Source organism: Streptomyces sp. NPDC044719 (genome assembly GCF_056433405.1).
Window position 1 is genome coordinate 637,193 of the sequence record NZ_JBWKHE010000002.1, and the last position, 22,637, is coordinate 659,829.

At 71.6% G+C, this 22,637-nt stretch carries 21 protein-coding genes; 15 read left to right on the forward strand and 6 right to left on the reverse strand.

Annotation, left to right across the window (positions count from 1 at the left end):
* Positions 1 to 13: 13 nt before the first annotated feature.
* The 3 genes from AC07DF_RS09645 to gdhA all read left to right on the forward strand — a co-directional run bounded on the left by AC07DF_RS09645 (position 14) and on the right by gdhA (position 3,323).
* On the forward strand, positions 14 to 1,183 hold the full coding sequence (locus AC07DF_RS09645; RefSeq protein ID WP_478968699.1) for a pyridoxal phosphate-dependent aminotransferase: 1,170 nt from the start codon (positions 14 to 16) through the stop codon (positions 1,181 to 1,183).
* A gap of 32 nt (positions 1,184 to 1,215) precedes the next feature.
* Positions 1,216 to 1,803, forward strand: a complete 588-nt coding sequence (locus tag AC07DF_RS09650) for a TetR/AcrR family transcriptional regulator (protein WP_478968701.1) — start codon at positions 1,216 to 1,218, stop codon at positions 1,801 to 1,803.
* A gap of 173 nt (positions 1,804 to 1,976) precedes the next feature.
* Complete coding sequence (gene gdhA / locus AC07DF_RS09655) at positions 1,977 to 3,323, forward strand: NADP-specific glutamate dehydrogenase (protein WP_478968703.1); 1,347 nt, start codon at positions 1,977 to 1,979, stop codon at positions 3,321 to 3,323.
* Between the two features lie 14 nt (positions 3,324 to 3,337).
* Here gdhA and AC07DF_RS09660 read toward each other — a convergent pair whose 3' ends face one another.
* The 5 genes from AC07DF_RS09660 to AC07DF_RS09680 all read right to left on the reverse strand — a co-directional run bounded on the left by AC07DF_RS09660 (position 3,338) and on the right by AC07DF_RS09680 (position 10,095).
* Complete coding sequence (locus AC07DF_RS09660; protein WP_478968707.1) at positions 3,338 to 4,135, reverse strand: nitrilase-related carbon-nitrogen hydrolase; 798 nt, start codon at positions 4,133 to 4,135, stop codon at positions 3,338 to 3,340.
* A 65-nt stretch (positions 4,136 to 4,200) separates the two neighbouring features.
* Positions 4,201 to 4,797 carry a TetR/AcrR family transcriptional regulator gene (locus AC07DF_RS09665; protein WP_478968710.1) on the reverse strand — a complete coding sequence of 199 codons (597 nt, stop codon included), beginning with the start codon at positions 4,795 to 4,797 and terminating at the stop codon, positions 4,201 to 4,203.
* 19 nt (positions 4,798 to 4,816) lie between these two features.
* Positions 4,817 to 6,874 carry a discoidin domain-containing protein gene (locus tag AC07DF_RS09670; RefSeq protein WP_478968713.1) on the reverse strand — a complete coding sequence of 686 codons (2,058 nt, stop codon included), beginning with the start codon at positions 6,872 to 6,874 and terminating at the stop codon, positions 4,817 to 4,819.
* Between the two features lie 173 nt (positions 6,875 to 7,047).
* The gene (locus AC07DF_RS09675; protein ID WP_478968715.1) at positions 7,048 to 9,075 is read right to left on the reverse strand and encodes a glycosyltransferase family 2 protein; all 2,028 of its coding nucleotides are present in this window, start codon (positions 9,073 to 9,075) and stop codon (positions 7,048 to 7,050) included.
* 114 nt (positions 9,076 to 9,189) lie between these two features.
* The gene (locus AC07DF_RS09680) at positions 9,190 to 10,095 is read right to left on the reverse strand and encodes a LysR family transcriptional regulator (RefSeq protein WP_478968717.1); all 906 of its coding nucleotides are present in this window, start codon (positions 10,093 to 10,095) and stop codon (positions 9,190 to 9,192) included.
* Between the two features lie 136 nt (positions 10,096 to 10,231).
* Between AC07DF_RS09680 and AC07DF_RS09685 the strand changes: the two genes are divergently transcribed.
* The 5 genes from AC07DF_RS09685 to AC07DF_RS09705 all read left to right on the forward strand — a co-directional run bounded on the left by AC07DF_RS09685 (position 10,232) and on the right by AC07DF_RS09705 (position 14,616).
* Positions 10,232 to 10,312: a putative leader peptide gene (locus tag AC07DF_RS09685; protein ID WP_382487002.1), complete on the forward strand. Its 81-nt coding sequence runs from the start codon at positions 10,232 to 10,234 to the stop codon at positions 10,310 to 10,312.
* A 201-nt stretch (positions 10,313 to 10,513) separates the two neighbouring features.
* Positions 10,514 to 11,641 (forward strand): dimethylsulfone monooxygenase SfnG, encoded by a 1,128-nt coding sequence (sfnG, locus tag AC07DF_RS09690; protein WP_478968722.1) that lies wholly within the window; start codon positions 10,514 to 10,516, stop codon positions 11,639 to 11,641.
* 41 nt (positions 11,642 to 11,682) lie between these two features.
* Positions 11,683 to 12,240 (forward strand): NADPH-dependent FMN reductase, encoded by a 558-nt coding sequence (gene ssuE, locus AC07DF_RS09695; protein ID WP_478968724.1) that lies wholly within the window; start codon positions 11,683 to 11,685, stop codon positions 12,238 to 12,240.
* Positions 12,237 to 13,424: an SfnB family sulfur acquisition oxidoreductase gene (locus tag AC07DF_RS09700; RefSeq protein ID WP_478968726.1), complete on the forward strand. Its 1,188-nt coding sequence runs from the start codon at positions 12,237 to 12,239 to the stop codon at positions 13,422 to 13,424. The genes ssuE and AC07DF_RS09700 overlap by 4 nt, the downstream gene beginning before the upstream one ends.
* A 34-nt stretch (positions 13,425 to 13,458) precedes the next feature.
* On the forward strand, positions 13,459 to 14,616 hold the full coding sequence (locus tag AC07DF_RS09705) for an LLM class flavin-dependent oxidoreductase (protein WP_478968728.1): 1,158 nt from the start codon (positions 13,459 to 13,461) through the stop codon (positions 14,614 to 14,616).
* A gap of 167 nt (positions 14,617 to 14,783) precedes the next feature.
* Here AC07DF_RS09705 and AC07DF_RS09710 read toward each other — a convergent pair whose 3' ends face one another.
* Positions 14,784 to 15,848, reverse strand: a complete 1,065-nt coding sequence (locus AC07DF_RS09710; RefSeq protein WP_478968730.1) for an NAD(P)-dependent alcohol dehydrogenase — start codon at positions 15,846 to 15,848, stop codon at positions 14,784 to 14,786.
* 86 nt (positions 15,849 to 15,934) lie between these two features.
* On the opposite strand from AC07DF_RS09710, the gene AC07DF_RS09715 reads away from it, so the two are divergent.
* The 7 genes from AC07DF_RS09715 to AC07DF_RS09745 all read left to right on the forward strand — a co-directional run bounded on the left by AC07DF_RS09715 (position 15,935) and on the right by AC07DF_RS09745 (position 22,637).
* Complete coding sequence (locus AC07DF_RS09715) at positions 15,935 to 16,738, forward strand: SDR family NAD(P)-dependent oxidoreductase (protein WP_478968732.1); 804 nt, start codon at positions 15,935 to 15,937, stop codon at positions 16,736 to 16,738.
* Positions 16,739 to 16,833: 95 nt separating this feature from the next.
* Positions 16,834 to 17,982: an acyl-CoA dehydrogenase family protein gene (locus AC07DF_RS09720; RefSeq protein ID WP_478968734.1), complete on the forward strand. Its 1,149-nt coding sequence runs from the start codon at positions 16,834 to 16,836 to the stop codon at positions 17,980 to 17,982.
* Between the two features lie 106 nt (positions 17,983 to 18,088).
* Entirely contained in the window at positions 18,089 to 18,877 is a 789-nt protein-coding gene (locus AC07DF_RS09725; RefSeq protein ID WP_478968736.1) for an enoyl-CoA hydratase/isomerase family protein, read from the forward strand.
* 5 nt (positions 18,878 to 18,882) lie between these two features.
* Positions 18,883 to 19,236 carry a Zn-ribbon domain-containing OB-fold protein gene (locus AC07DF_RS09730; protein ID WP_478968738.1) on the forward strand — a complete coding sequence of 118 codons (354 nt, stop codon included), beginning with the start codon at positions 18,883 to 18,885 and terminating at the stop codon, positions 19,234 to 19,236.
* A complete protein-coding gene (locus AC07DF_RS09735) occupies positions 19,233 to 20,402 on the forward strand; it encodes a thiolase family protein (RefSeq protein WP_478968742.1) in 1,170 nt (389 codons plus the stop codon). The genes AC07DF_RS09730 and AC07DF_RS09735 overlap by 4 nt, the downstream gene beginning before the upstream one ends.
* Before the next feature lie 16 nt (positions 20,403 to 20,418).
* Positions 20,419 to 21,669, forward strand: a complete 1,251-nt coding sequence (locus tag AC07DF_RS09740; protein ID WP_478968744.1) for an acyl-CoA dehydrogenase family protein — start codon at positions 20,419 to 20,421, stop codon at positions 21,667 to 21,669.
* Positions 21,666 to 22,637, forward strand: a complete 972-nt coding sequence (locus AC07DF_RS09745) for a phosphotransferase family protein (protein WP_478968748.1) — start codon at positions 21,666 to 21,668, stop codon at positions 22,635 to 22,637. Before AC07DF_RS09740 ends, AC07DF_RS09745 begins: the two co-directional genes overlap by 4 nt.

Consider the following 22,637-nt stretch of genomic DNA (forward strand, 5'->3'; position numbering starts at 1 on the left):
CCAGGAGGAGCGCATGCCGCCCACCGTCACCACCCAGCCGCCCCTGTTCGACACCGCCGCCGCGGTCGCACGGATCGCGGCCGCCTCCCGCCGGACGCAGCAGCCGCAGTCCCGGTCCGACCTCGTCTCCCTCGCGATGGGCGAACCCGACTTCGACACCCCGGAGCGGGTGACCGAGGCGGCCCACGCCGCGCTGCGCTCCGGACGCACCCACTACTCACCGCTGCTCGGCGAACCGGCCCTGCGCAAGGCCCTCGCCGCGAAGCTGGCCGTCATCGCCGGGACGCCGGTGTCCGCCGGCGACGTCCTGATCACCCAGGGCGGGACCGCCGGGCTGGCCGCGTCGATCCTGTCCCTCGTCGACCCCGGAGACAGGGTGGTCGTCCCCGACCCCACCTACTCCCTCTACGGCGACCTGGTCGCGATGGCCGGCGGCACCGTCGTCCCCGTCCCGCTCGCACCCGACCTGCACTGGGACCTCGACCGGCTCGCCGAGGCCCTCACCGACGCCAAGCTCTTCGTCTTCTGCAACCCCGTCAACCCGACCGGCATCGTGCACAGCCGCGAGGAACTCGAAGCGCTCGCCGCCCTGCTGGAGGGCACCCCCACCATCGTCATCTCCGACGAGGCGTACTCCGACCTCGACTACACCGGCCGCCCCTTCACCTCGGCCCTCTCCGTCGACGGCCTGCGCGACCGGACCGTCTACTGCCAGACGTTCTCCAAGAGCTACGCGATGACCGGCTGGCGCGTCGGCTACCTCTGGGGGCCCTCGCCGCTCATCCAGGCGGCCGCGCGCATCCACAACACCTTCAACGGCTCCGTCAACACCGTCGTCCAGGACGCCGCGCTCGTCGCGGTGGAGAGCTGCGACGACGACGTCGCCCGGATGCGCGCCGCCTACGAGGAGCGCGGCGAGCTCATGCGCGGGGAACTGGCCGCGGTCCCCGGCCTCACCCTCAGCGCACCGGAAGGGGCCTTCTACCAATTCCCGCGCTACGACATCGATCTGCCGTCCGTGGAGGTCGTGGCCGCGCTGCGCACCCACGGCGTCGCCGTCCGGCCCGGGAGCGAGTTCGGAGCGCGGGGTGAGGGGCACCTGAGGCTGTCGTACGCTGCCAGCCCGCAGTCCATCACCGAGGGTGTCCGCCGCCTGGCCGCCGGTCTTGCGGCCCTGCGATGAGCACCGTCCCGTACACGACGAGGAATCGACCCATGCGCAGTGACACCGAGCGCAACCGCAGGCACCTCATCAAGGCGGCCGCGCGACTGTTCGAGAACTCGCCCACGCCCGTCAGCCTCGCCGAGATCGCCAAGCACGCCGAGGTGTCCACGGCGACGGCCTACCGCCACTTCTCCTCCGTCGAGGAGGTGCTGCACGCCTTCCGCGCCCAAGTGGGCTCCGAACTGCGGGACTTCAGCGCCCGGCAGACCACCCGCGGCATGGCGAAACTCGAAGCGGTGTCCCGGCACTGGGTCTCCCTCGTCCTCGAACACGGCGGCGCGATGGCCCAGATGCGTTCGCACCGCGGCTATCTCGAGCGCCTGCGCGAAGGAACCGGCTACCTCACCCCGCAGGCCGAAGCGCTCGCCGAACCGCTGCGGCAGACCACCGAGGAACTCGGCATCGAGGACCTCGGCGACGAAGCCCTCTATCTCTGGAACGCGCTGTTCGACCCGCGCGACATCCTCGACCTCATCAAGAGCGGCCGCACCGAGGACGAGGCCGCCGGCCGCCTGGTGGCGGCACTGCGCGGCGCCCTGACCGGCTGGGCGGAGGCGGACAAACTCTCCCGAGACTGACAGGAAGACCCCGGGCGGCGGTTCCCCCGTCGATGCCGGACCACGCCGCGGAGCGCCCGCCGGTGAGTAATTCGGCGCGCTCACGCGTGGTGGTGGGTGTCCGCCATCGCGAACAACCGAGCATCCGGTCGGCACGAGTCCGGCCCGCACCTGAGCGAAGAGAGACGACGCACATGGACGTCAGCGCCCACATCGAGGCCGTCTACGACACCCTCCGCCGACGGGATCCCGGCGAGACGGAGTTCCACCAGGCGGCACACGAAGTCCTGCACGCCATAGGCCCCGTGCTCCGCGCCCACCCGGAGTACGCCGAGGCCCGGATCGTGGAGCGGCTCTGCGAACCCGAGCGGCAGCTGATGTTCCGGGTCCCGTGGGTGGACGACCAGGGCACGGTACGGGTCAACCGCGGTTTCAGGGTGGAGTTCAACAGCGCGCTGGGGCCGTACAAGGGAGGCCTGCGCTTCCATCCCAGCGTCAACCTGGGCATCGTCAAGTTCCTCGGCTTCGAGCAGATCTTCAAGAACGCGCTGACCGGCATGGCGATCGGCGGCGGCAAGGGCGGATCGGACTTCGACCCCAAGGGCCGTTCGGACGGTGAGGTCATGCGCTTCTGCCAGGCGTTCATGACGGAGCTGTACCGCCACCTCGGCGAGCACACGGACGTGCCCGCCGGGGACATCGGGGTGGGCGGCCGCGAGATCGGCTACCTCTTCGGCCAGTACAAGCGGATCACCAACCGCTACGAGGCCGGTGTCCTGACGGGCAAGCCGGTCGGATGGGGCGGTTCGCACGCCCGCACCGAGGCCACCGGCTACGGCGCGGTGTACTTCGCCCAGGCGATGCTGGCCACGCGCGGCCAGGACTTCGACGGACGCCGGGTCGTGGTCTCCGGGTCGGGAAACGTCGCCGTCTACGCCGCCGAGAAGGTCCACGCCCTGGGCGGCCGCGTGGTGGCCTGCTCCGACTCCTCCGGGTACCTGGTCGACGAGGACGGCCTCGACCTGGACCTGCTCAAGGAGGTCAAGGAGGTGCGGCGGGCCCGGGTCTCCGCCTACGCCGAGGCGAAGCCGGCCGCGCGGTTCTCGACCCGGGGGTCGGTGTACGACGTTCCGTGCGACATCGCCCTGCCGTGCGCGACCCAGAACGAGCTGGGCCCTCAGGACGCCGTCGCGCTGGTGAAGAACGGCGTGCTCGCCGTGGCCGAGGGCGCGAACATGCCCTGCACGCCCGAGGCGATCGAGGTGTTCCGCGAGGCGCGGATCCTCTTCGCCCCCGGCAAGGCGGCCAACGCGGGCGGGGTCGCGACCTCCGCGCTGGAGATGCAGCAGAACGCCTCGCGCGACAGCTGGACCTTCGAGCGGACGGAGGACCGGCTCGCGACCATCATGGGACAGGTGCATGCCCAGTGCCGCGTCACCGCCGAGACCTACGGCGGCGACGGCGACGACTACGTCCTCGGTGCCAACACCGCGGGCTTCCTCCGCGTCGCCGAGGCGATGACCGCCCAGGGCGTCGTGTAAGCCGCCCGCCGGCCTCACCGCCCGCCCGCTGACCCCACGGCGAGGACACGATCACGCAGGACGGGGAGTTCGGAGCGGATCCGGGCGACCTCGCCCATGTCGGCCTCCACCGTCACCGTCTCCGCCGCGGTGCCGGCCTCGCCCAGGACCGTCCCCCAGGGGTCGACGGCCACGCTGTGCCCGCCCTGCCGCATACCGCCATGGGTGCCCGTGGCGCAGCAGGCCAGCAGGAAGACCTGCTCCTCCAGGGCCCTCGTGCGGGTCAGGAGCCGCCAGTGGGCGAGCCGGGCCGCGGGCCAGGCGGCGGGCACCACGATCAGCTCCGCCCCCTCGTCGATCAGGCCCCGGAAGAGCTCGGGGAAGCGCAGGTCGTAGCAGATGGCGAGGCCGATCACCCCGAATTCGGTGGGCACGGCGACGATGTCGCCGCCCCCGCCCATCATGGTCGCCTCACCGGTGTCGAAGCCGTACCGGTGGATCTTGCGGTAGTGACCGCGCAGGTCACCGGCCCGGTCGAAGAGAAGGGCGGTGTTATAGAGGGTCCCGTCCCGGTCCCGCTCGACGATCGATCCGGCGTGGAGCCAGACCCCGGCCGCACGGGCCGCGGCGGACATGGCCTCGGCGGTGGGGCCGTCGATCCCTTCGGCGTCGCGTCCCCAGCCGTCGTACGCCCAGGCGCCGGCCGTCCACAGTTCCGGCAGGACCACCAGATCGTCGCCGGCCCGGCCGCGGACCAGCGAGGCCGCCCTGCGGCGGCGCTCCTCGGCGGAGTCCGTGGCGTCCACCGACAGCTGTATCAGCGAGGCTCGCATGACTGTCACCTCCGGGAGGAACCGTCCCCTACGAGCCTAAGGAGCCCGACGCGCGTCCCGCCTGTTCAGGGCTCGCACACCAGGCCGGCGATGTGCGCCGTGACCGTGTCGAGGATGCCCGACCAGGCGTCGTCGTCACCGAGCACGAGGTAGTTGAGGGTCAGGCCGTCGGTCATGGCGGCCAGGTAGCGCGCCAGGACCGGGGCGGGCACGCGCAGACGCAGGCCCATGCTCTCCCGCAGCTGGCCGATGAGCTCGAGGTACGTCTCCGCGTACAGCTCGTACTGCCGCCGCGCCAGATGTTCGAAGCCGGGCTGGCGCAGCGCGTACTGCGTGAGCTCATAGGTGAGCATGTGCTCGTCCGGGTGGGCGCGGACGTGCTCCCAGTACGCCTGGAAGCCCGCCCGGACGGTCTCCTCGAGGCCGGCCCTGGGCCGCAGGGCCTCCTTCACCACCGTCACGTAGTGCCCGGTGATGGTGGTGATGACGGACTCGATCAGCTCCTGCTTGGAGTCGAAGCAGTAGTGGAAGACGCTCAGCGAGACGCCCGCCTCGGCGGCGATGGACCGGGTCGTCGTCCTGGGGACGCCGTCCCGGGCCATCGCCCTGATCGCCGCTTCGGTGAGCTGTCGCCGCCGCTCGGCGGACGGCAACCGTGCCATGGAACCCCTCTCGTGGGTGTCAGCCGCCGTGGACTTTGACCTCGGAGAGGGAGTAGCCCCAGCCGGTGCCGCGCTCCAGCCCCTGGACACGCACGTACCTGGCCGGGGTGCCGGTGAACCTGGCGGTGTCCAGGCCACCGTCACCCGCCGTCGTGGACCAGGCGGTCCGCCAGTTCACTCCGTCCGTGGAGAGCTCCACGCGGTACGACTTCGCGTAGGCGCGCTCCCAGTCGAGAGTGACCCGCTCGACGTCGCGTGTGGACCCGAGATCGAGCTGATACCACTGGTCGTCACTCCAGTCGCTCGCCCAGCGGGTGCCGCCGTCGCCGTCGACGGCCCGGTGCGGCTCGTAGCTCGTGAACAGGCTCCATTCCGAGGAACTGGCCGACGCGGTGGAGCCGGCCGCGAGATCGACTCCGGCCTCGTGGTTCTCGGAGGCCCCCCAGGTGTCGAGGTAGGACTCGGCGCCGCGGAAGAGGTCGTCCACCACGTCCTGGCCGCCGACCCGGCGGATGTCCTCGATCCAGTCCGGGACGAGGCCGTAGTGGGCCGCTCCGTCGGTGTTCAGGTCCCAGGTGCGCTGACCGGTGGTCTGCCGGTCGATGACGGAGCCGCCGTCGACGCTCTTGAAGGGGTAGGTGACCTTGTTCGGGGCGTCCGCGCCGCGCGGGCCCGGCCACCCGCCGACGCCGTTCATGTCGGTGCCGTACCCGTAGCCCACGCCGTACTTGTCACGCAGGGCCTCCGTGCGCTTCGCCTCCGAGATGAAGCCCTCGGAGCCGTGCATGTACTGGGCGATGAAGCCGCCGAGACCGTAGACCCGTTCGGTCCAGTCCAGGTCCATCCAGCTGTGCGAGGAGAGCACGCCGGGGTAGCTCTCGGCCTCGAAGATGTCGAGCACCCGGCCGGTGGCCTTGACGCTCATATGGTCGATCTCCAGCATCATCCCGCGTTGCATCATGCCGCGGACGGCGTACTCGCCGAGTCCGGTGAGTCCTCTGACGTTGCACTGGGCGTCAGCGCTGTACGAGGGGACCTCCTCGCCCGCCGGGAGCTTCTTCTCGGCTTCGGCCGCCGAGGCGTTGCCGATGGGGTTGTCGGCTTGCGGTCCGGCGCACTTCTCCGTCTTCCAGTACGTGCCCGTCGACAGGAACTGGCCGACGTTGATGGCCGTTCCGAGCGAGCCCGAGTCGAAGCGGACACCGCACAGCGCGTTGTCGAACTTGTGGCACAGGAACATGCTGCGCACGCCCAGCGCGTGCAATTCGTCCAGGCCCTTGTCGATGTCGGCCTTGCTGCACTGCGCGATGTCGAGGATCTGCTTGCAGCCGAACGGCTCGGACGTCTCCACGCCGAGGACGACCGCCAGTTTGCCCTGCTCGACGACCTCACGTGCCTGCGCGCTGTCGGTGACGATCCGGAAGAAGCCCTTGCCGGGCCCGCCGTAGATCTTGTCGATGTAGGCCTGCATGTCGTACGACAGCTTGGCCTGCAACCGGATGGACGTCATCTCGTCGCAGCCGCGGTCCTTGAAGAAGTAGACCGAGCAGATCACGCCGTTGGTGACGAGGTCGTTCACCAGCACCCGCTGGCCGCCGCGCCAGGCCCGTTCCACCCAGGCGTAGTAGTTCTGCTGGTGGGTCAGCGAGTCGTGGGCCGGCCAGTCCTTGAAGGTGGGCCAGCCGTTCGGGTCGTGCTTGCCGTCACCGCCGTTGGTGATGAAGTCGAAGATCGCGAGCGAGCCGTCCGGGTAGTGCTCGGGACAGTCCTTGAGCGCGTCCGCGACGCCCTGCTCGGAGAACGGCTTTCCGCAGATCAGACGGCCGCCGAAGGCCTCGTTGGAGAAGATGTGGTCGTGCGCGTCGACGAAGCCGCGCACCTCGCCCCGGTCGTTGGTGCCGGTGAAGGGCTCCCCCGTGACGTTGACCCCGGAGTCCGGCGTGGGCCGCGCGGTCGGGTTCCACCAGTCGGTTCCGGCCGCCGAACTCGGTGTGGGTCCGAGCGCGAGGGACAGCACGAGCAGGAGGAGCGACACAACGGTGATGTTCTTGCGATACGGGCGTCCGGCAGTGGTCACAGCCCACGTCCCTCGGTCGGCGGGATGGCGGGGTCGACGTATCGGGCCGTCCTGGGCCTTGTGGGCCGGGGAGCGACAGCCCGATTGTCATGACCTCGCCCATGGTGCGACGAGGATGACCACTACCGCCTTACGAGTCAAGAGTCCGGGACAGATGACCTACTGACGAGGCATCAGGCCCGGGCCTCGGGTCCAGGCCCCGGGCGCGACCCGGATCCGCGTCGACCGAGCCGTCGGCGCAGGGCCGCCGCGACTGCGACCGGCGCCACGCGCAGCACCACGGCCCCCTTCGAGCCGCGGGGGAGCGGCTTGGCGTAGTACGGGCGGCCGAACCGGGCGGCGCGGAACCAGCGGGTGCCGGTCAGCCCCTTCAGGGGCGGGACGGGAATCCGGCTGTTCGGCTCGTCCGTACGGAGGGTCAGCGTCCACCGCCCTGGAAGCAGTTTCCTGACCGGCAGACGGGCGGTGAAGCCGGTGCTTCCACCGTCCGGTGCGTACCGCAGGGGCACGTCTCGCACCGAGCCCGAGTCGCCTTCGGCACGCAGGGCCGTGGGCCCGGGGCGGCCCGCGGCTTCGTCGGTGAGGCGTCCGCTGACGACGAGCGTGCCGGGTACGGACGTGTCCCAGGCGATCCCGGTCACACGACAGACCGGCTCGTCCTCGGGCCGCCGGACGTCCAGGGAGAAGTTCCCGTACGGAGTGAAGAACGGACGCACGGTGGTGGCCGCGGCCTTGCGGCGCGGCGGGGTCCTCCGGCCGTTCGCGTCAGTCCTGGCCTGCCGCAGCCTGACGGTCCGGCTGACTCCCTGGGCACGCACGTCCAGGTGGAGGTCCCACACCCCGGCGCGCAGCGGTCCGCCCGAGTCGACGGTGCTCAGGTCCACGTCGACGAGGAAGCCGGTGGCCTGGTCGTCGGGCTGGTGGGAGGCGGTGCGGAGGGTCACGGGCACGCGGATGTCCGGGTGCGGGAAGCCGCGCGGGCGCAGGACCAGCCGGGTGGTGGATTCGAGTGCGCCGAGGGATTCGATACGGGCGTGGCCGGCGAGCCGGAGCACACCGCCGTCGCCCGTCCATACCGCTTCCGCCAGTTCATGGCGGACCGGGAGCCGGTCGGTGGCGTCGAAGCAGATGTCCGGGATCGCCTTCGCCGGGTCCCGGAAGAAGGGGTGGCACCAGTAGACGCGGCCCTTGTCGACGACGTTGCCGCGCGCCGCGTCCTCCTTGGCGTGCCGGGCCACGCTGAGCAGGTCCTCGTACCGGTCCGCGCGCAGCAGGTGGACGATGAGCCGGTCCGGCGGGGCGAGCTGCTGGAAGACACCGTCGGTCACATAAGTCAGTGCCCAGTGCCGGAACTGCGGATAGAAGCGCTCCCGTGCCTGCTCTTCGCTCTCCTTGTGCAGCAGGCCGCGCAAGGGCCCGCACAGCTCCCACTCCACGTGGCGGCGCATGATCTGGTCCCGGCGCGGGCCTGGTTCCAGATACCGGGCGACCGTCTCGAAGCACAGCCGGGTGCCGTCCATACGGTGGACCAGATCGACGGCGGTGCGGGTGAGGTTGTTGCCGTTCTGCCGGTCGCGTGAGTAGTAGCAGTCGTAGTCGGCCACCACGGAGATGCCGTCGGCGTTGAGGAAGGCCGCGGCGGTGAACGGCTTGTCCTCGCAGTTGCGGTACGGCGGGAACCTCAGGTCCAGCCGCTCGATCAGCGACCGCCGGAACAGCTTCCAGCACCCCAGGGTGCGGTAGGCGGCGGAGGAGAAGACATCGGTCCGGGGCTGGTTGTGCGAGAAGACGGCCGTCGGCACGGCACGTCCGCCCACGGACACCATCTTGCCGAGGACCACGTCGGTGCGGTTCTCGTCCGCCATCGCGACCATGCGGCGCAGGGCGTCGGGGCCCAGGTAGTCGTCGGAGTCGAGGAAGAAGACGTAGTCCCCGCCCGCCATGTCCAGACCGGTGTTGCGCGGGCCTCCGGCTCCGCCGCTGTTGGGCTGGTGCACGACGCGCAGGCTGGGACAGGAGCGCGCGAGCCGGTCCAGCTCGTCCCCGGTGCCGTCGGTCGAGCCGTCGTCGACCGCGATGATCTCGATCCTGTCCAGGCCGAGCGTCTGCTCCATGACGGAGGTGACGCACTTCGTCAGTTCCGGCATGGAGTTGTACGCGGGGATGATCACGCTGACGCGGGGCGGGTTCGTACGGAGCATGATGACTCCAATCTCCTTGGAGCTTCCGGCGCGCCCCGGCCCGGCCGCCCCGCGAGGAGGCGTCCTGCTACGCCGACAGGGTGGGTGAACCACCCGTTCGGATCAGAAGGGTCTTCACGACTCCCGGTGCGCGTCCGCGTTGCGCACGAACAGCGCGTGCAGATCACGCACGGCACGGGGGACCGAGACGGCATGGCGGCGCTGCAGCACCAGCAGCACCTCGGTCTCGTCGCCCGCCAGCGGCCGTACGGTGAGGGTGCCCCGCCGCTCCAGGGGATCGCCGAGGACGCTGAAGTCGGGCAGCACCGTCGCCCCCAGACCCTCGGCGACCATCAGCTTGCCCATCTCGGCGCCGTCGGTGGAGTACGAGAAGGACGGTGTCCGGCCGCGCAGCAGCCGGTGGACGTAGCGGTGCATGACATAGCCGGACCGCATCACGATGAGCGGTTCGGCGAGGAGGCTGTCCACATCCACCGTGTCCAGGGCCGCCAGCGGGCTGTCCGGGCGTACGCACACCACCGGCCGCCCGCGCAACAGCTCGGTCGTCTCGAAGCCGGGCGGCATGTCGTCGCCGTGGAGATAGTTCACCAGCCCCAGGTCGAAGGCTCCCTCCAGCAGCCCGCGGTGGATGTCGGCCTGCTGCGCGCCGACCACCTCGACCTGGGTGGCCGGGTGCGCGGAGCGGAACTCCCGCACGGTCGGGATGAGCAGGGGAACGGTGGCCGTGTTGACCGTGCCGAGCCGCACCATGCGGCTGACGCGGTGCTGGTCGCCGGCCGCGCCGCGCAGCCGGTCCACCGCGTCCAGCACCGTCATGATGTGCGGCAGCAGTTCCCGGCCCTCGTCGCTGACCTTCGCCCCCGACCGTTTGCGCTCCAGCAGGTCCACACCGAGTTCCCGCTCCAGATTGCGCACGGTCTCGCTCAACGCGGGCTGGGACAGATGGAGTTCCTCGGCGGCCCGCCGCAGCGAACCGAACCGGGTGACGGCGGCGATGTATTCCAGCTGTTCTATGCGCACGACAGGAGACTGCGTCCCCGATGAGACCGGTTCAAGGGAAACCCTGTCACAACCTCGTGAATACCGACTCTCACCATGTGGAATCACCACCGGGTCTTCTTGACCGGCCGGACCCGCGCTTGGTTGGATCGTCGGCATGAAGCGACCGGACCTCACGCAGCGACGCCACGTCGATCTCGCGCGTGTCTCCAGCTCCTGCTGTCGCAGCCGCGTCTGAGCGCAGCGCACCCGAGGGAAACCCTCCCACGCGCTTTCCGCGCTCTCTCCGTATCTGAATTCCGGTCCCGGACGTTCTCCGTCGCGCTGACGGCCTTCCCGGGACCGTCGATCCAGCGCGCCTGAATTCCCCTGGCGAGCACGTTTCCGTGCCGACGCCCGTGTGTTTCGTGCGCCTTTCCGCTCTTCCCGGGAGTTCCCCATGCCCGTACCGCCCGCATCCGACCCCGTCCGTTTCGCCTACTGGGTGCCGAACGTCAGCGGCGGCCTGGTCACCAGCACCGTCGAGCAGCGCACCGACTGGGGCTACGACTACAACCGCGAACTGGCCGTCCTCGCCGAGAACAACGGCTTCGACTACGCGCTCAGCCAGGTCCGCTACATGGCAAGCTACGGCGCCGAGAACCAGCACGAGTCGACCAGCTTCAGCCTCGCCCTGCTGCTCGCCACCCAGCGGCTGAAGGTCATCGCCGCCGTCCACCCCGGTCTGTGGCACCCGGGCGTCCTCGCCAAGCTGGGCGCGACCGCCGACCATCTGTCGAACGGCCGCTTCGCCGTCAACGTCGTCAGCGGCTGGTTCAAGGGCGAGTTCACCGCGCTGGGCGAGCCGTGGCTGGAGCACGACGAGCGCTACCGGCGCGCGGAGGAGTTCATCACCGCCCTGCGCACCATCTGGACCGAGGACCACGCCGAACTCGCCGGTGACTTCTACCGGGTGCGCGACTTCTCCCTCAAGCCCAAGCCGCTGAACACCCCCGAGCGCCCGCACCCCGAGATCTTCCAGGGCGGTAACTCCACCGCCGCCCGCGCCATGGCCGGCCGGGTCTCCGACTGGTACTTCAGCAACGGCAAGGACTTCGCGGGCGTCACCGAGCAGATCGACGACGTAAGGGCCTCCGCCGCCGAGGCGGGCCGCACGCCCCCGAAGTTCGGACTCAACGGCTTCCTCATCGCCCGCGACACCGAGGCCGAGGCCCGTGAGCAGCTCCGTGAGATCGTCGCCCACGCCGACACCGAGGCAGTGCACGGCTTCCGCGACGCCGTCCGGCAGGCCGGTCCGTCCACCGCCGACGGCAAGGGCATGTGGCAGGACTCCGGCTTCGAGGACCTCGTCCAGTACAACGACGGCTTCCGCACGGGCCTCATCGGCACGCCCGAGCAGATCGCCGAACGGATCGTCGCCTACAAGCGGCTCGGCGTCGACCTCTTCCTCCTCGGCTTCCTGCACTACCACGAGGAGGTCGAGTACTTCGGCAAGCGTGTGCTGCCCCTCGTGCGCGAACTGGAGGCACAGGAACCCGACTTCGAGCCCGCCGCAGCCCAAGCCTGATCACCGTTCGCCCGAGCGACAGCCACGAAGGGAACACCCCCATGGCCACCATCCTGTCCGTGTCCGGCAGCCCCTCCGCCACCTCCCGCACCCAGCGACTGCTGCGCCACCTCGACGCCCGGCTCACCGCCCAGGGACACGAGGTGATCCCGCTGGACGTCCGGAGCGTCCCCGCCGAGGCGCTCCTCGGGGCGGACTTCCGGCACCCCGAGATCGTCCGGGCCACCGCCCTGGTCGAGCAGGCGGACGGGGTGGTGGTCGGCACCCCCGTCTACAAGGCCGCCTACTCCGGACTGCTGAAGTCCCTGCTGGACCTGCTCCCGCAGTACGCACTGGCCGGCAAGACCGTCCTGCCGCTCGCCACCGGTGGGTCCGTCGCCCACGTCCTGGCCATCGACTACGCCCTGCGTCCCGTGCTGAGCTCCATGGGCGCCGCGCACATCGTCCCGGGCTGGTTCACCCTCGACAAGGACATCGCCGTGAGCGACGACGGCTCCCTGACCGTCGCGCCCGGCTCGGCCGAGGCCCTGGCCCAGGTCACGGACCAGTTCTCCGCCGCGCTCGGCGGCCGTACGACACTGCTGGCAGCCACCGGATGAGCGCGGCCCATGTGATCGCCGGCGACGCCGAGGCCCTGGCCGTCGCCGCCGAACTCGCAGCGGACTTCCGCAAGGAAGCCGCCGAGCGGGACGTACGGCGCCGGCTCCCGCACGCGGAGCTGGAACGGCTCTCCGCCTCGGGCCTGTTGGCCGTGAGCGTCCCGGCCGGGTTCGGCGGCGCGGACGTTAGTACCGGGACGCTCGCCGAGATCTTCCGGCTGCTGGCATCGGCCGACGCCAGCCTCGCCCAGATCCCGCAGAGCCACTTCGTCTACGTCAATGTGCTGCGCCGCCAGGGCACGCACGCCCAGCAGGAGTTCTTCTTCGGCGAGGTGCTGCGGGGCAGGCGGTTCGGCAACGCCCAGTCCGAGGCCGGCACCAAGCACGTACAGGACATCCGCACCCGGCTCACGCGAGACCCGGACGGCTCGTACGTCCTCGACGGCGTCAAGCACTACTCCACAGGCGCGCTGTTCGCCCACTGGATCCCCGTCCTGGCCCGGGCCGGCGACGACACCCTGCACGTGGCGTACGTACCGCGCGACGCCCCCGGTGTGACGGTCGTCGACGACTGGGACGGCATGGGGCAGCGCACCACCGCCAGCGGAACGGTCCGCCTGGAGCGGGTGCCGGTCCCCGCCGACCGGGTCCTGCCCCACCACCTCACCTTTCAGGGTCCCCAACTCCACGGCTCCGTGGCCCAGTTGCTGCACGCAGCCATCGACGCGGGGATCGCCTCCGGTGCGCTGGCGGAGGCCGTGGAGTTCGTCCGTACGAAGAGCCGGCCCTGGTTCGAGAGCGGGCTGGAGACGGCCGCGGAGGACCCACTGCTGATCCAGCGGTTCGGTGAACTCGCCATCCGCCTGCGGGCGGCGGAGGCACTGCTGCGGGAGGCCGCCCGGGCCGTCGACGCCGCCCGGGACGACCTGACCGACGACTCGGCCGCCGAGGCCTCGATCGCGGTGGCCACCGCCAAGGTGACCGCCGCGGAGACCGCCGTCGAGATCGGCAGCGCCCTCTTCGAGGTCGCCGGCACCCGGTCGGCGCTCGACTCCCTCGGCCTGCACCGCCACTGGCGTGACGCCCGCACCCACACCCTGCACGACCCGGCCCGCTGGAAGGTCCAGCACATCGGCCGCTACGTCCTGGGCGGCACCCGGCCGCCCCGGCACGGTCTGCTCTGACCCGCCCCCCCAACCTCACGATCGGAGACCCCTCGTGTCCCTCACCTTCCACTGGTTCCTGCCCACCAACGGCGACAGCCGCCATGTCGTCGGCGGCGGCCACGGCACCCCCGCCACCGCGTCCGGCCGGGACCGGCCGCCGACGGTCGCCTACCTGAGCCAGATCGCCCGCGCCGCCGAGGACCTCGGCTTCGTCGGGGCCCTCACCCCCACCGGCGCCTGGTGCGAGGACGCGTGGCTGACGACGGCGATGGTCAGCCAGAACACCGAGCGGCTGAAGTTCCTGGTGGCCTTCCGGCCCGGCTTCGTCTCGCCCACGCTCGCCGCGCAGATGGCCTCCACCTTCCAGCGGCAGAGCGGCGGACGGCTGCTGCTCAACGTCGTCACCGGCGGCGAGAGCCACGAGCAGCGCGCCTACGGCGACTTCCTCGACAAGGACGCGCGCTACCGCCGCACCGGCGAGTTCCTGCAGATCGTGCGGGAGCTGTGGGAGGGCAAGACCGTCGACCTCCACGGCGAGCACCTCCAGGTGGCGGACGCGACGCTGGCCCGCGTGCCCGACCCGGTCCCCGAGGTCTACTTCGGCGGCTCCTCGCCGATCGCCGGAGAGATCGCCGCGCGGCACGTGGACGTGTACCTCACCTGGGGCGAACCGCCCGCGCAGGTCGCCGAGAAGATCGCCTGGATCAGGAAGCTGGCGGCAGAGCAGGGCCGCACCGTACGGTTCGGCATCCGGCTGCACGTCATCACCCGCGACAGCTCCGAGCAGGCGTGGGCGGAGGCCGACCGGCTGCTGGACGGCTTCGACCCGGAGACCGTGGCGTCCGTGCAGGCCGGACTCGCCCGCAGCGAGTCCACGGGGCAGCAGCGCATGCTCGCCCTGCACGACGGCGGCAACCGGGACGCCCTGGAGATCCACCCCAACCTGTGGGCCGGCATCGGCCTGGTACGCGGCGGCGCGGGCACGGCCCTGGTCGGCAGCCACGACGAGGTCGCCGAACGCATCAAGGAGTACGCGGCCCTCGGCATCGAGGAGTTCGTCCTCTCCGGCTACCCCCACCTGGAGGAGGCCTACTGGTTCGGCGAGGGCGTCCTGCCGAGGCTGGAGACGCAGGGCCTGTGGCAGCACCCCTTCCCGCGGGTCGCGGCCTCCGCCCAGGTCCCCTTCGCGGGTGCGGGAAACCCACGATGACGCAGGTGATCGCCGACGACACCCAGGCGGTCGCGGCGCGGCCGGACTGACCACGGAGTTCGCGCCACTGACCACGGAGTTCGCGTCGGGCTCGACGCCGCGCTGCTCGCAACGTGAGTTCAGTTTGCCTCAGGCGGCAGCCTCCGCGCCCGTCCGGGCGAGCCTCACTAGGGGACCAGTACGGCCCGTCCGCGTATCCCGCCGGCCCGCAGCGCGCCGATCGCGGCCGGGGCGTCGGCCAGCGGGAACAGGCTCGTCTCGACCGTGACGGCGCCGGAGCGCGCGAGCGCCACGACCTCCAGCAGCTCCGGCCGCGTCCCCCAGAACGGCAGTGAGAGCCGCAGTCCAGGAGGCAGCGCACCCGGCTTGCGAACCGTCAGTTCCCCGCCGCCGCTGCCGACCAGGGCGAGGTCTCCGCCCGGCCGCAGGGTCCTCACCGCCAGCTGGAGAGTGGCGGAGGTGCCGACGAAGTCGAGCACGGCGTCGACGCCCGCGCCGCCGGTCCGGCCCCTGAGCACCTCGGCGGTGTCCGGGCGTACGACTGTGGCGAAGTGGGCGCCGCAGTCGTGGGCGAGGGCGATCGCCTCCTCCCGCACGTCCACCGCGAGCACCTGGGCGGCGGTGACGGCGCGAAGGATCTGGATCGCCAGATGCCCCAGGCCGCCGACGCCGATGACGGCCACGCTCGTGCCGGCGCCGCCCTCCTTGCCGCCCGGCGCCGGCCGGATCCCGGCGACGGCGTGGTAGGCGGTGAGTCCCGCGTCGGACAGCGGAGCCGCCTGCGTGGGGTCGAGGTCGCCCACGGGCAGGAGGAGTCGCGCCGACGGGACGAGCAGGAAGTCGGCCAGGCCGCCGTCACGCCCGAGTCCGGTTCCGGTCCCGGTGCGGGCCGCGTCCAGCGCGGGGCGCCGGTCGCAGTAGTTCTCCGCCCCGGCCGCACAGCGCCCGCATCGCCCGCAGCCCCAGGGCCCGTAGACCACCACGCGCTCCCCGGTCCGTGGCCCGGTGGCGTCCGGGCCCTGCTCGGCCACCCGGCCGGCCACCTCGTGCCCGAGGGTGAACGGCGTCCGGTAGGGCAGGACGCCGGGTTCCGCGTCGAGGACATGCAGGTCGGAGCCGCACAACCCGGCCGCCTCGACCCGCACCAGGACCTCCTCGCCTCTCGGCGTGGGCCGATCCACTTCAGTGACCGCCGGTGGGCCGCCCCAGTGCGTCAGCCGGACCGCTCTCATCCCGTCCTCCCGGCGCTGCCTGTTGACATGCGGCCCAGCGTAACAAAAATGAAGTCAGTTCAGTATCGCAGGGAGGCGGTGGCCCGATGGGTGGCGGGAGCCTGGAGTACGGCCGTTTCGCGGGGCGGGTCGCGCTGGTCACCGGCGCGGGCTCCGGAATCGGCGCGGCGGTCGCCCGCGGACTGGCGGGGCAGGGTGCCGAGGCCGTCGTCGCGGCGGACATCGACGGCCCGGCGGCCGAATCGGTCGCGAAAGAGCTGGCCGGAGTCCGCGCGGCGCCCGTGGACGTGGCGGACGCCGGGCAGGTCGACGGGCTCGTCGAAGAGGTCGTGCGAGAGCACGGGCGGCTGGATGTGGTGGTCCACGCGGCCGGCGTCGACGATCCCACCGTGAAGCAGTGGCTGGCCGACGCGGTGCTGGCCGGCCGGCCGCCCGAGGTGACCACACGCCTCGGCCTCGAGGCGTGGCGACGGGTCCTGCGGATCAACCTGGACGGCACGTTCCACGTCCTGCGCGCCGCCCTGCGGGCGATGCGGCCGAACGGGTCGGGGGCCGTCGTCACCTTCGGCTCCTCAGCGGCATTCGACGCGCTCACCGGCTATCCGCACTACGCGGCCTCGAAGGCCGGAGCGCAGGCGCTCAGCCAGTCCGTGGCGAAGGAGGCCATCGCGTTCGGGGTGCGCGTCAACACGGTGGCTCCCGGCCCGACGGAGACCGGCATGGCCGCCCACACCCCCCAGGTGCTGCGGGAGGGTTTCGCCGACCCCCGGGTGCGGCCGTACGCCACCCCGGAGGAGATCGCCGCCATCGCGCTGTTCCTGGCGAGCGACGAGGCGGCGAACCTCGTCGGCGCGGTGCTGCTCGCCAACGGCGGACGCTTCACGGCGTAGCGCGCGGCCCGGTACGGCGATCGGCCCGCGTGAGCGGACGGCCGGCGCGCGAGCGGATCGCTCGCGTGACGGCTCGGGAACAACACACCACTGCGATGCGGGAGGCCCTGATGTTCCGGTTCGATCTCGACCCGGCACTGCTGCTGGAGACGGAGGAACGGCGGCAACTGCGCGCGGTGCTGCGGGAGTTCCTGGCGGAGGTGTGCGGGCCCGAGGAGGTGCGCGAGCAGGCGGGCGGCCCGCGCGGGTTCGACCAGGTGGTGTGGGAGCGGCTCGCCGGCGAGATCGGGGTGCACGGTCTCGCGCTGCCCGAGGAGTACGGCGGAGCGGGCTGCTCCTTCGGTGAACTCGCCGTGGCCCTGGAGGAGACCGGCCGCGTCCTGTGCCCCGCGCCCCTGCTCCCGACCGTCGTACTCGCCGGGAACGCCCTGCTGGCCAGTGGTGACAGGCGAGCCTGCGAACGCTGGCTGCCGAGGATCGCCACAGGTGCCCTCACCGCGACGGTCGCCGGGTTCCTGCACGGGGCCGAGGTCACGGCCGAACGAGGGCCGGACGGCTGGCTGCTACGGGGGGAAGTGGACTTCGTCCCCGCCGGCGAGGATGCGGGACTGATCCTGGTCGCGGCCCGGGCGCCGGACGGTGCGCGGCTGTTCGCCTGCGAACCCGACCCGGGAAGCTGCGACCGTACGGCGCGGCGGGTGCTGGACCTCACCCGCCGCCAGGCCCACGTCCGATTCCGCGGGGCGCCGGCCGAACCGGTCGGGGACGCGGGGCAGGGACCCGGCATCGTCGACGCCGTACTGGACTCCGGGCGGACGGCGCTGGCGGCCGAGCAGCTCGGCGGATGTGCTCACGCGCTGGACGCCGTACTGGACTATGTGTCGCATCGAACTCAGTTCGGGCGGCCGATCGGGTCATTCCAAGCGGTCAAGCACCGGCTGGCCGACCTCCTGGTCGAGATCGAGGCCGCCAGGTCGGCATCCGGGTACGCGACGGTCTGCCTCGCGGACTGGTCCGCCGAGCTGCCGGTGGCGGCGAGTGCCGCAGCCGTGGCCTGTTCCACCGCCTACCGGCGTGCGACGGCGGAATATGTGCAGCTCCATGGGGGGATCGGCTTCACCTGGGAGCACTCGGCGCATCTGTATGTGCGCAGGGCTCGGGCCGATGACGCCTGGTTCGGCACCGCGGACGACCATCGCGTCCGGCTGGCGGAGCTCCTCCGCCTCGCGGGGCTCCCTGTCTGACTCCGAGGCGATCGGCTCCGGGCGAACCCCATGACGCGCCTGTTGACAGGGTTCTGCCGAACCCCGAGTATTAAGTGAATTCAGTTCAGTTTGAAGGAGTGGGCGGATGGCTGTAGAAGACGAGATCCAGTTCGAGCGAGACGGCCACGTGGCCCGGGTCTGGCTCAACCGGCCGCACAAGAAGAACTGCGTGACCGTGCCGATCCTCAACCGGCTGGACGAGATCATCACCGAGGTCGACGCCGACCCCGGACTGCGCGTGCTGATCCTGCGCGGACGCGGCAACACCTTCTGCTCGGGCTTCGACCTGGACAGCCTCAAGGCAGACTTCATCGGCAGCTCCACGGCCATCGACGTGGCCGTGCTGTCGGCGAAGGTGTGCGACCGGCTGTACTCGATGAAGACTCCGTCGATCGCGGTGCTCGAAGGGCACGTGACGGCGGGCGGGTTCGAGCTGATGATCTCCTGCGACTTCGCGATCGCCGCGGACGACGCCCTGATCGGCGACTTCCACATCCGCCGCGCGCTGTTCGGGGGCGCCGGCCCCATCTACCGCGTGCCCCGGATGATCGGCGTCCGCAAGACCAAGGAGCTCATGCTCACCGGCAAGCTCCTGACCGGCGTCGAGGCCGCCGACTTCGGCCTCATCAACACCTCGGCACCGGCGGACAAGCTGGACGCGACGGTGGAGGAGTTCGCCGGCCAGCTCACCGACAAGAGCCCGTTCACGATGTGGATCACCAAGATGACCATCGACCGGAGCCTGGACGCGGACATCCAGTCGCTGATGGTCATGGAGCACCTGGCTGTCGGGGTCATGCTCAACTCGGAGGACGCGGCGGAAGGCGTCGCGGCCTTCCTGGAGAAGCGCGACCCGCAGTGGAAGGGGCGCTGACGGCCGTGTCCGCTCCCGAGCTGCGCGGGTCTCGCTGCCCGTGCTGTGAGGTCGCCGTCTACCCGCCGGACCCCGCGTGCCCGAACTGCGGAGGGCCGGCCGCGCCGGCGGTTCTCTCCGGCGAGGGCACGCTGTGGACCTGGACCGTACAGCGCCACGCGCCCAAGTCGCCGCCGTACACGGCCGCCGACGACGGGTTCCGGCCCTTCGCGGTCGGATACGTCGAACTCCCCGAAGGGGTACGGGTCCTGGCCGTCCTGGACGGCGTACGCCCCGAGGACGTCCGGATCGGCATGCGGGTCACCGTCACGGCGGGCGACGGGGTGCCGCACGCCCGCCCGGCCGAGGTGACGGTGTGACCGGGGCAGGCGCCGCCGACGTCCTGGTCTGCGGCGCCGGCATCACCCCCTTCGGCCGGTCGGACGCCACGGGCAGGCAGCTGGCGGTGGAGGCCGTGAACGCCGCACTGGCCGATGCCGGACTGCCGTGGTCCCGGGTACGGGCGGCGTTCGGCGGCAGCGACGCGGCCGGGAACGCCGACACCCTGGTCACCCGGCTCGGTCTCACCGGACTGCCCTTCGTGAACGTCCGCAACGGCTGCGCGACCGGCGGCAGCGCCCTGGTGTCCGCTGTGAGCGCGATCCGGTCCGGCGCCGCGGACGTCGCCCTCGCCGTCGGCTTCGACAAGCACCCGCGCGGAGCCTTCGACCCGCGGCCCGCCGACTGGGGCCTCGACGAGGCCTACGGCAGCGAAGGCCTCATGGTGACCACCCAGTTCTTCGCCATGAAGATCCAGCGGTACATGTACGACCACGGCATCACCCCGCGCACCCTGGCCCTCGTCGCGGAGAAGGCGTACGCCAACGGAGTCCGCACCCCGCACGCCTGGCGCCGCAAGCCGCTGGACGCGGACGAGATCCTGGCCTCGGGCCTGGTCAACGACCCCTTGACCCGCTACATGTTCTGCTCACCGGGGCAGGGCGCGGTCGCCCTGGTGCTGTGCGGCCGGGAGGTCGCGCGCGAGCTGACCGGTGGCACCACCGCCACCCCGGTCGCCCTGCGCGCGGCGGTCGTCCGCACCCGCCGGTTCGGCTCCTTCGAGGTGTTCAGCCCCTGGGCGCCCGGCGGCACACCCACCAGTGTCAGCACGGACGCCGCGAGAGCCGCCTTCGAGGAGGCCGGCATCGGCCCGGACGACATCGACGTCTGCCAGCTCCAGGACACCGAGAGCGGCGCCGAGGTGATGCACATGGCCGAATGCGGATTCTGCGCACACGGCGAACAGGAGCGGCTGATCGCCTCGGGCGCGACCGCGATCGGCGGCGCGCTGCCCGTCAACACCGACGGCGGCTGCATCGCCAACGGCGAGCCCATCGGAGCCTCCGGGCTGCGCCAGGTGCACGAGATCGTCCAGCAGTTGCGCGGCCGCGCGGGCGAACGCCAGGTCCCGGGCGGCCCCCGCACCGGCTTCACCCATGTCTACGGAGCGCCGGGCGTCAGCGCGTGCACCGTGCTGGCCCGCTGAAGGGAAGGGAGCGGAGGTGAAACGCCAGAACCAGGTGCCCTCACCGGTGCCGGCCCCCGAGGAGTTCCGGGCCGAGGCCCGCCGCTGGCTGTCGGCCGTGGCGGACCACCGAGGCCCACGGGGACAGGAGTGGGGCAGCGGCGACGACTCCGTGGCCGTGTTCGAGAACTGGACCGAGGACGAGGAACGCGCCCACACCGAGCGCATCCGCGCCTGGGAGCGCACCCGCTACGACCAGGGCTGGGGTGCCCTCGGCTGGCCCGAGGAGTACGGCGGCCGCGAGCTGCCCGCCTACTACGACCACCTGTACCGCGCCCAGGAGGCGGCCTTCGAGGTGCCCCGGCGCACCGAGATCTTCCCCGTCACGCAGCAGCTCGTGGCCCCGGCGATCCGTATCTGGGGGACCGCGGAACAGAAGCGGCGCTGGTTGCGCCCCATGCTGCGCACCGACGAACTCGCCTGCCAGCTCTTCTCCGAGACCGAGGCGGGTTCCGACCTCGCCGCCGTCCGCACCAAGGCGATCCGCGACGCGGACGGCGACGGCTGGGTGCTGAGCGGCCACAAGGTCTGGACGTCCGGTGCCCGCGTCGCCACCTGGGGGGTGGCCGTCTGCCGCACCGACCCGGACGTGCCCAAGCACGCCGGCATCACGGTCTTCCTGGTCCGGATGGACGCTCCCGGCGTCACGGTACGGCCCATCCGGCAGATGACCGGCGGCTCCAGCTTCAACGAGGTCTACCTGGACGACGTGCGGGTCCCCGACACCGACCGGCTCGGCCCCGTGGGCGAGGGCTGGCGCGTGACGCTCACCGTACTGGCCGCCGAACGGCTGGACTCCGGCACGCTCGGCCTGGACAACGCGGACCGCGCCCTCGACCTCGCCCGGCACCTGCCCCGGCCGCTCACCGGCGGGGAACAGCAGCGGGCGGGCGACCTGTTCGTCCGCACCCTCGTGCAGCGGCTCATCGGCCTGCGTGTGACGGCTGCCCTGGTCGCCGGCCGCGAGCCCGGCGCCGAGGCGTCCGTCGGCAAGCTCTACGCCACCGCGACCATGCGCGCCACCACCGACCTCGTCCAGCAGCTGCTCGGCCCGCGCCTCGCCGCGGACACGGGGGAGTGGGGCACCTTCGCCTGGACCGAACACCTGCTCGGCGCTCCCGGCTACAGCATCGCGGGCGGCAGCGACGAGATCCAGCGCAACATCCTCGCCGAACGGGTGCTGGGACTGCCCAGGGAACCCAAGTACCGTAAGGAGGCACCGCGTTGAGCTGGCTCACCGAGGAGACCGGACTGACCGCGCGGGTGCGTGAGCGGCTCCGCGCCCTGCATCCCGGCGCGCCGCTCGGGGAGTTGCAGACCCTGCCCGGCGGCCACTCGGGCCTCACTTTCTCCATCACCGCGGGCTCGGCGTCGTACGTCATCAAGGCCGTCCCGCCGGGACAGCGTCCCGTCGGCCGCAACGACGTGCTGCGCCAGGCCCGCGTCCTGAGCGCGCTCGCCGAGTCCGGCTCGGTGCCGGTGCCCGGCGTCGTCGCCGTCGAGGAGAGCCGGCCCGCCTGGTTCGCCATGGAGTTCGTCACCGGCGAGGCGGTCGAACCGGTCCTCGACGACCATCGCCTCGACGCCGGCCTGTGCCGCAGGAGGATGCTGGCGCTCCCGGCCGTCCTGCGCGAGCTGCACCGGTCCGCACCGCCCGCCCTCGAGGTGGCGGGCCCCCTCGACCCTGCCGCCGAACTCGACCGGTGGAGCCGCACCATGAGCGCGGTACCCACCGAACTGCGACAGGGCGGAGAGGAACTGACGGAAGCGCTCGCCGCGAGCGTGCCCACGGGCCTGCCACCGGTCCTCACGCACGGCGACTTCCGCCTGGGCAACGTCCTGTGCGCGGGCGAACGGCCCGCCGCCGTCGTCGACTGGGAGATCTGGGGCCACGGAGACCCACGCATCGATCTCGCCTGGTTCCTCCTCTTCGCCGACCACCGCAACTTCCCCCGACTGGGGCGCGAGATCCCCGGCCTGCCCACCGAGGACGAACTGCTCGCCGCCTACCTCGACGGCCGTCCACCCCCACCCGGCTTCGACTGGTTCCGGGCCCTGGCCCGCACCAAGATGGCCGCGATCATGGGCCACAACCTGCGCCGTCACCGCGAGGGCAAGCACCACGACCCGGACCAGGAACGGCTGCCACCGACCATCGCGGCCATGATCCGCACGGCACGGGACATCCTCGGCTGA

Bases quoted from the DNA above. Each gene is read 5' to 3' on its own strand.
- AC07DF_RS09645 (WP_478968699.1), top strand. From the start codon at position 14: ATGCCGCCCACCGTCACCACCCAGCCGCCCCTGTTCGACACCGCCGCC.
- AC07DF_RS09650 (WP_478968701.1), top strand. From the start codon at position 1,216: ATGCGCAGTGACACCGAGCGCAACCGCAGGCACCTCATCAAGGCGGCC.
- gdhA (WP_478968703.1), top strand. From the start codon at position 1,977: ATGGACGTCAGCGCCCACATCGAGGCCGTCTACGACACCCTCCGCCGA.
- AC07DF_RS09660 (WP_478968707.1), bottom strand. From the start codon at position 4,135: ATGCGAGCCTCGCTGATACAGCTGTCGGTGGACGCCACGGACTCCGCC.
- AC07DF_RS09665 (WP_478968710.1), bottom strand. From the start codon at position 4,797: ATGGCACGGTTGCCGTCCGCCGAGCGGCGGCGACAGCTCACCGAAGCG.
- AC07DF_RS09675 (WP_478968715.1), bottom strand. From the start codon at position 9,075: ATGCTCCGTACGAACCCGCCCCGCGTCAGCGTGATCATCCCCGCGTAC.
- AC07DF_RS09685 (WP_382487002.1), top strand. From the start codon at position 10,232: ATGAAGCGACCGGACCTCACGCAGCGACGCCACGTCGATCTCGCGCGT.
- sfnG (WP_478968722.1), top strand. From the start codon at position 10,514: ATGCCCGTACCGCCCGCATCCGACCCCGTCCGTTTCGCCTACTGGGTG.
- ssuE (WP_478968724.1), top strand. From the start codon at position 11,683: ATGGCCACCATCCTGTCCGTGTCCGGCAGCCCCTCCGCCACCTCCCGC.
- AC07DF_RS09700 (WP_478968726.1), top strand. From the start codon at position 12,237: ATGAGCGCGGCCCATGTGATCGCCGGCGACGCCGAGGCCCTGGCCGTC.
- AC07DF_RS09710 (WP_478968730.1), bottom strand. From the start codon at position 15,848: ATGAGAGCGGTCCGGCTGACGCACTGGGGCGGCCCACCGGCGGTCACT.
- AC07DF_RS09715 (WP_478968732.1), top strand. From the start codon at position 15,935: ATGGGTGGCGGGAGCCTGGAGTACGGCCGTTTCGCGGGGCGGGTCGCG.
- AC07DF_RS09720 (WP_478968734.1), top strand. From the start codon at position 16,834: ATGCGGGAGGCCCTGATGTTCCGGTTCGATCTCGACCCGGCACTGCTG.
- AC07DF_RS09725 (WP_478968736.1), top strand. From the start codon at position 18,089: ATGGCTGTAGAAGACGAGATCCAGTTCGAGCGAGACGGCCACGTGGCC.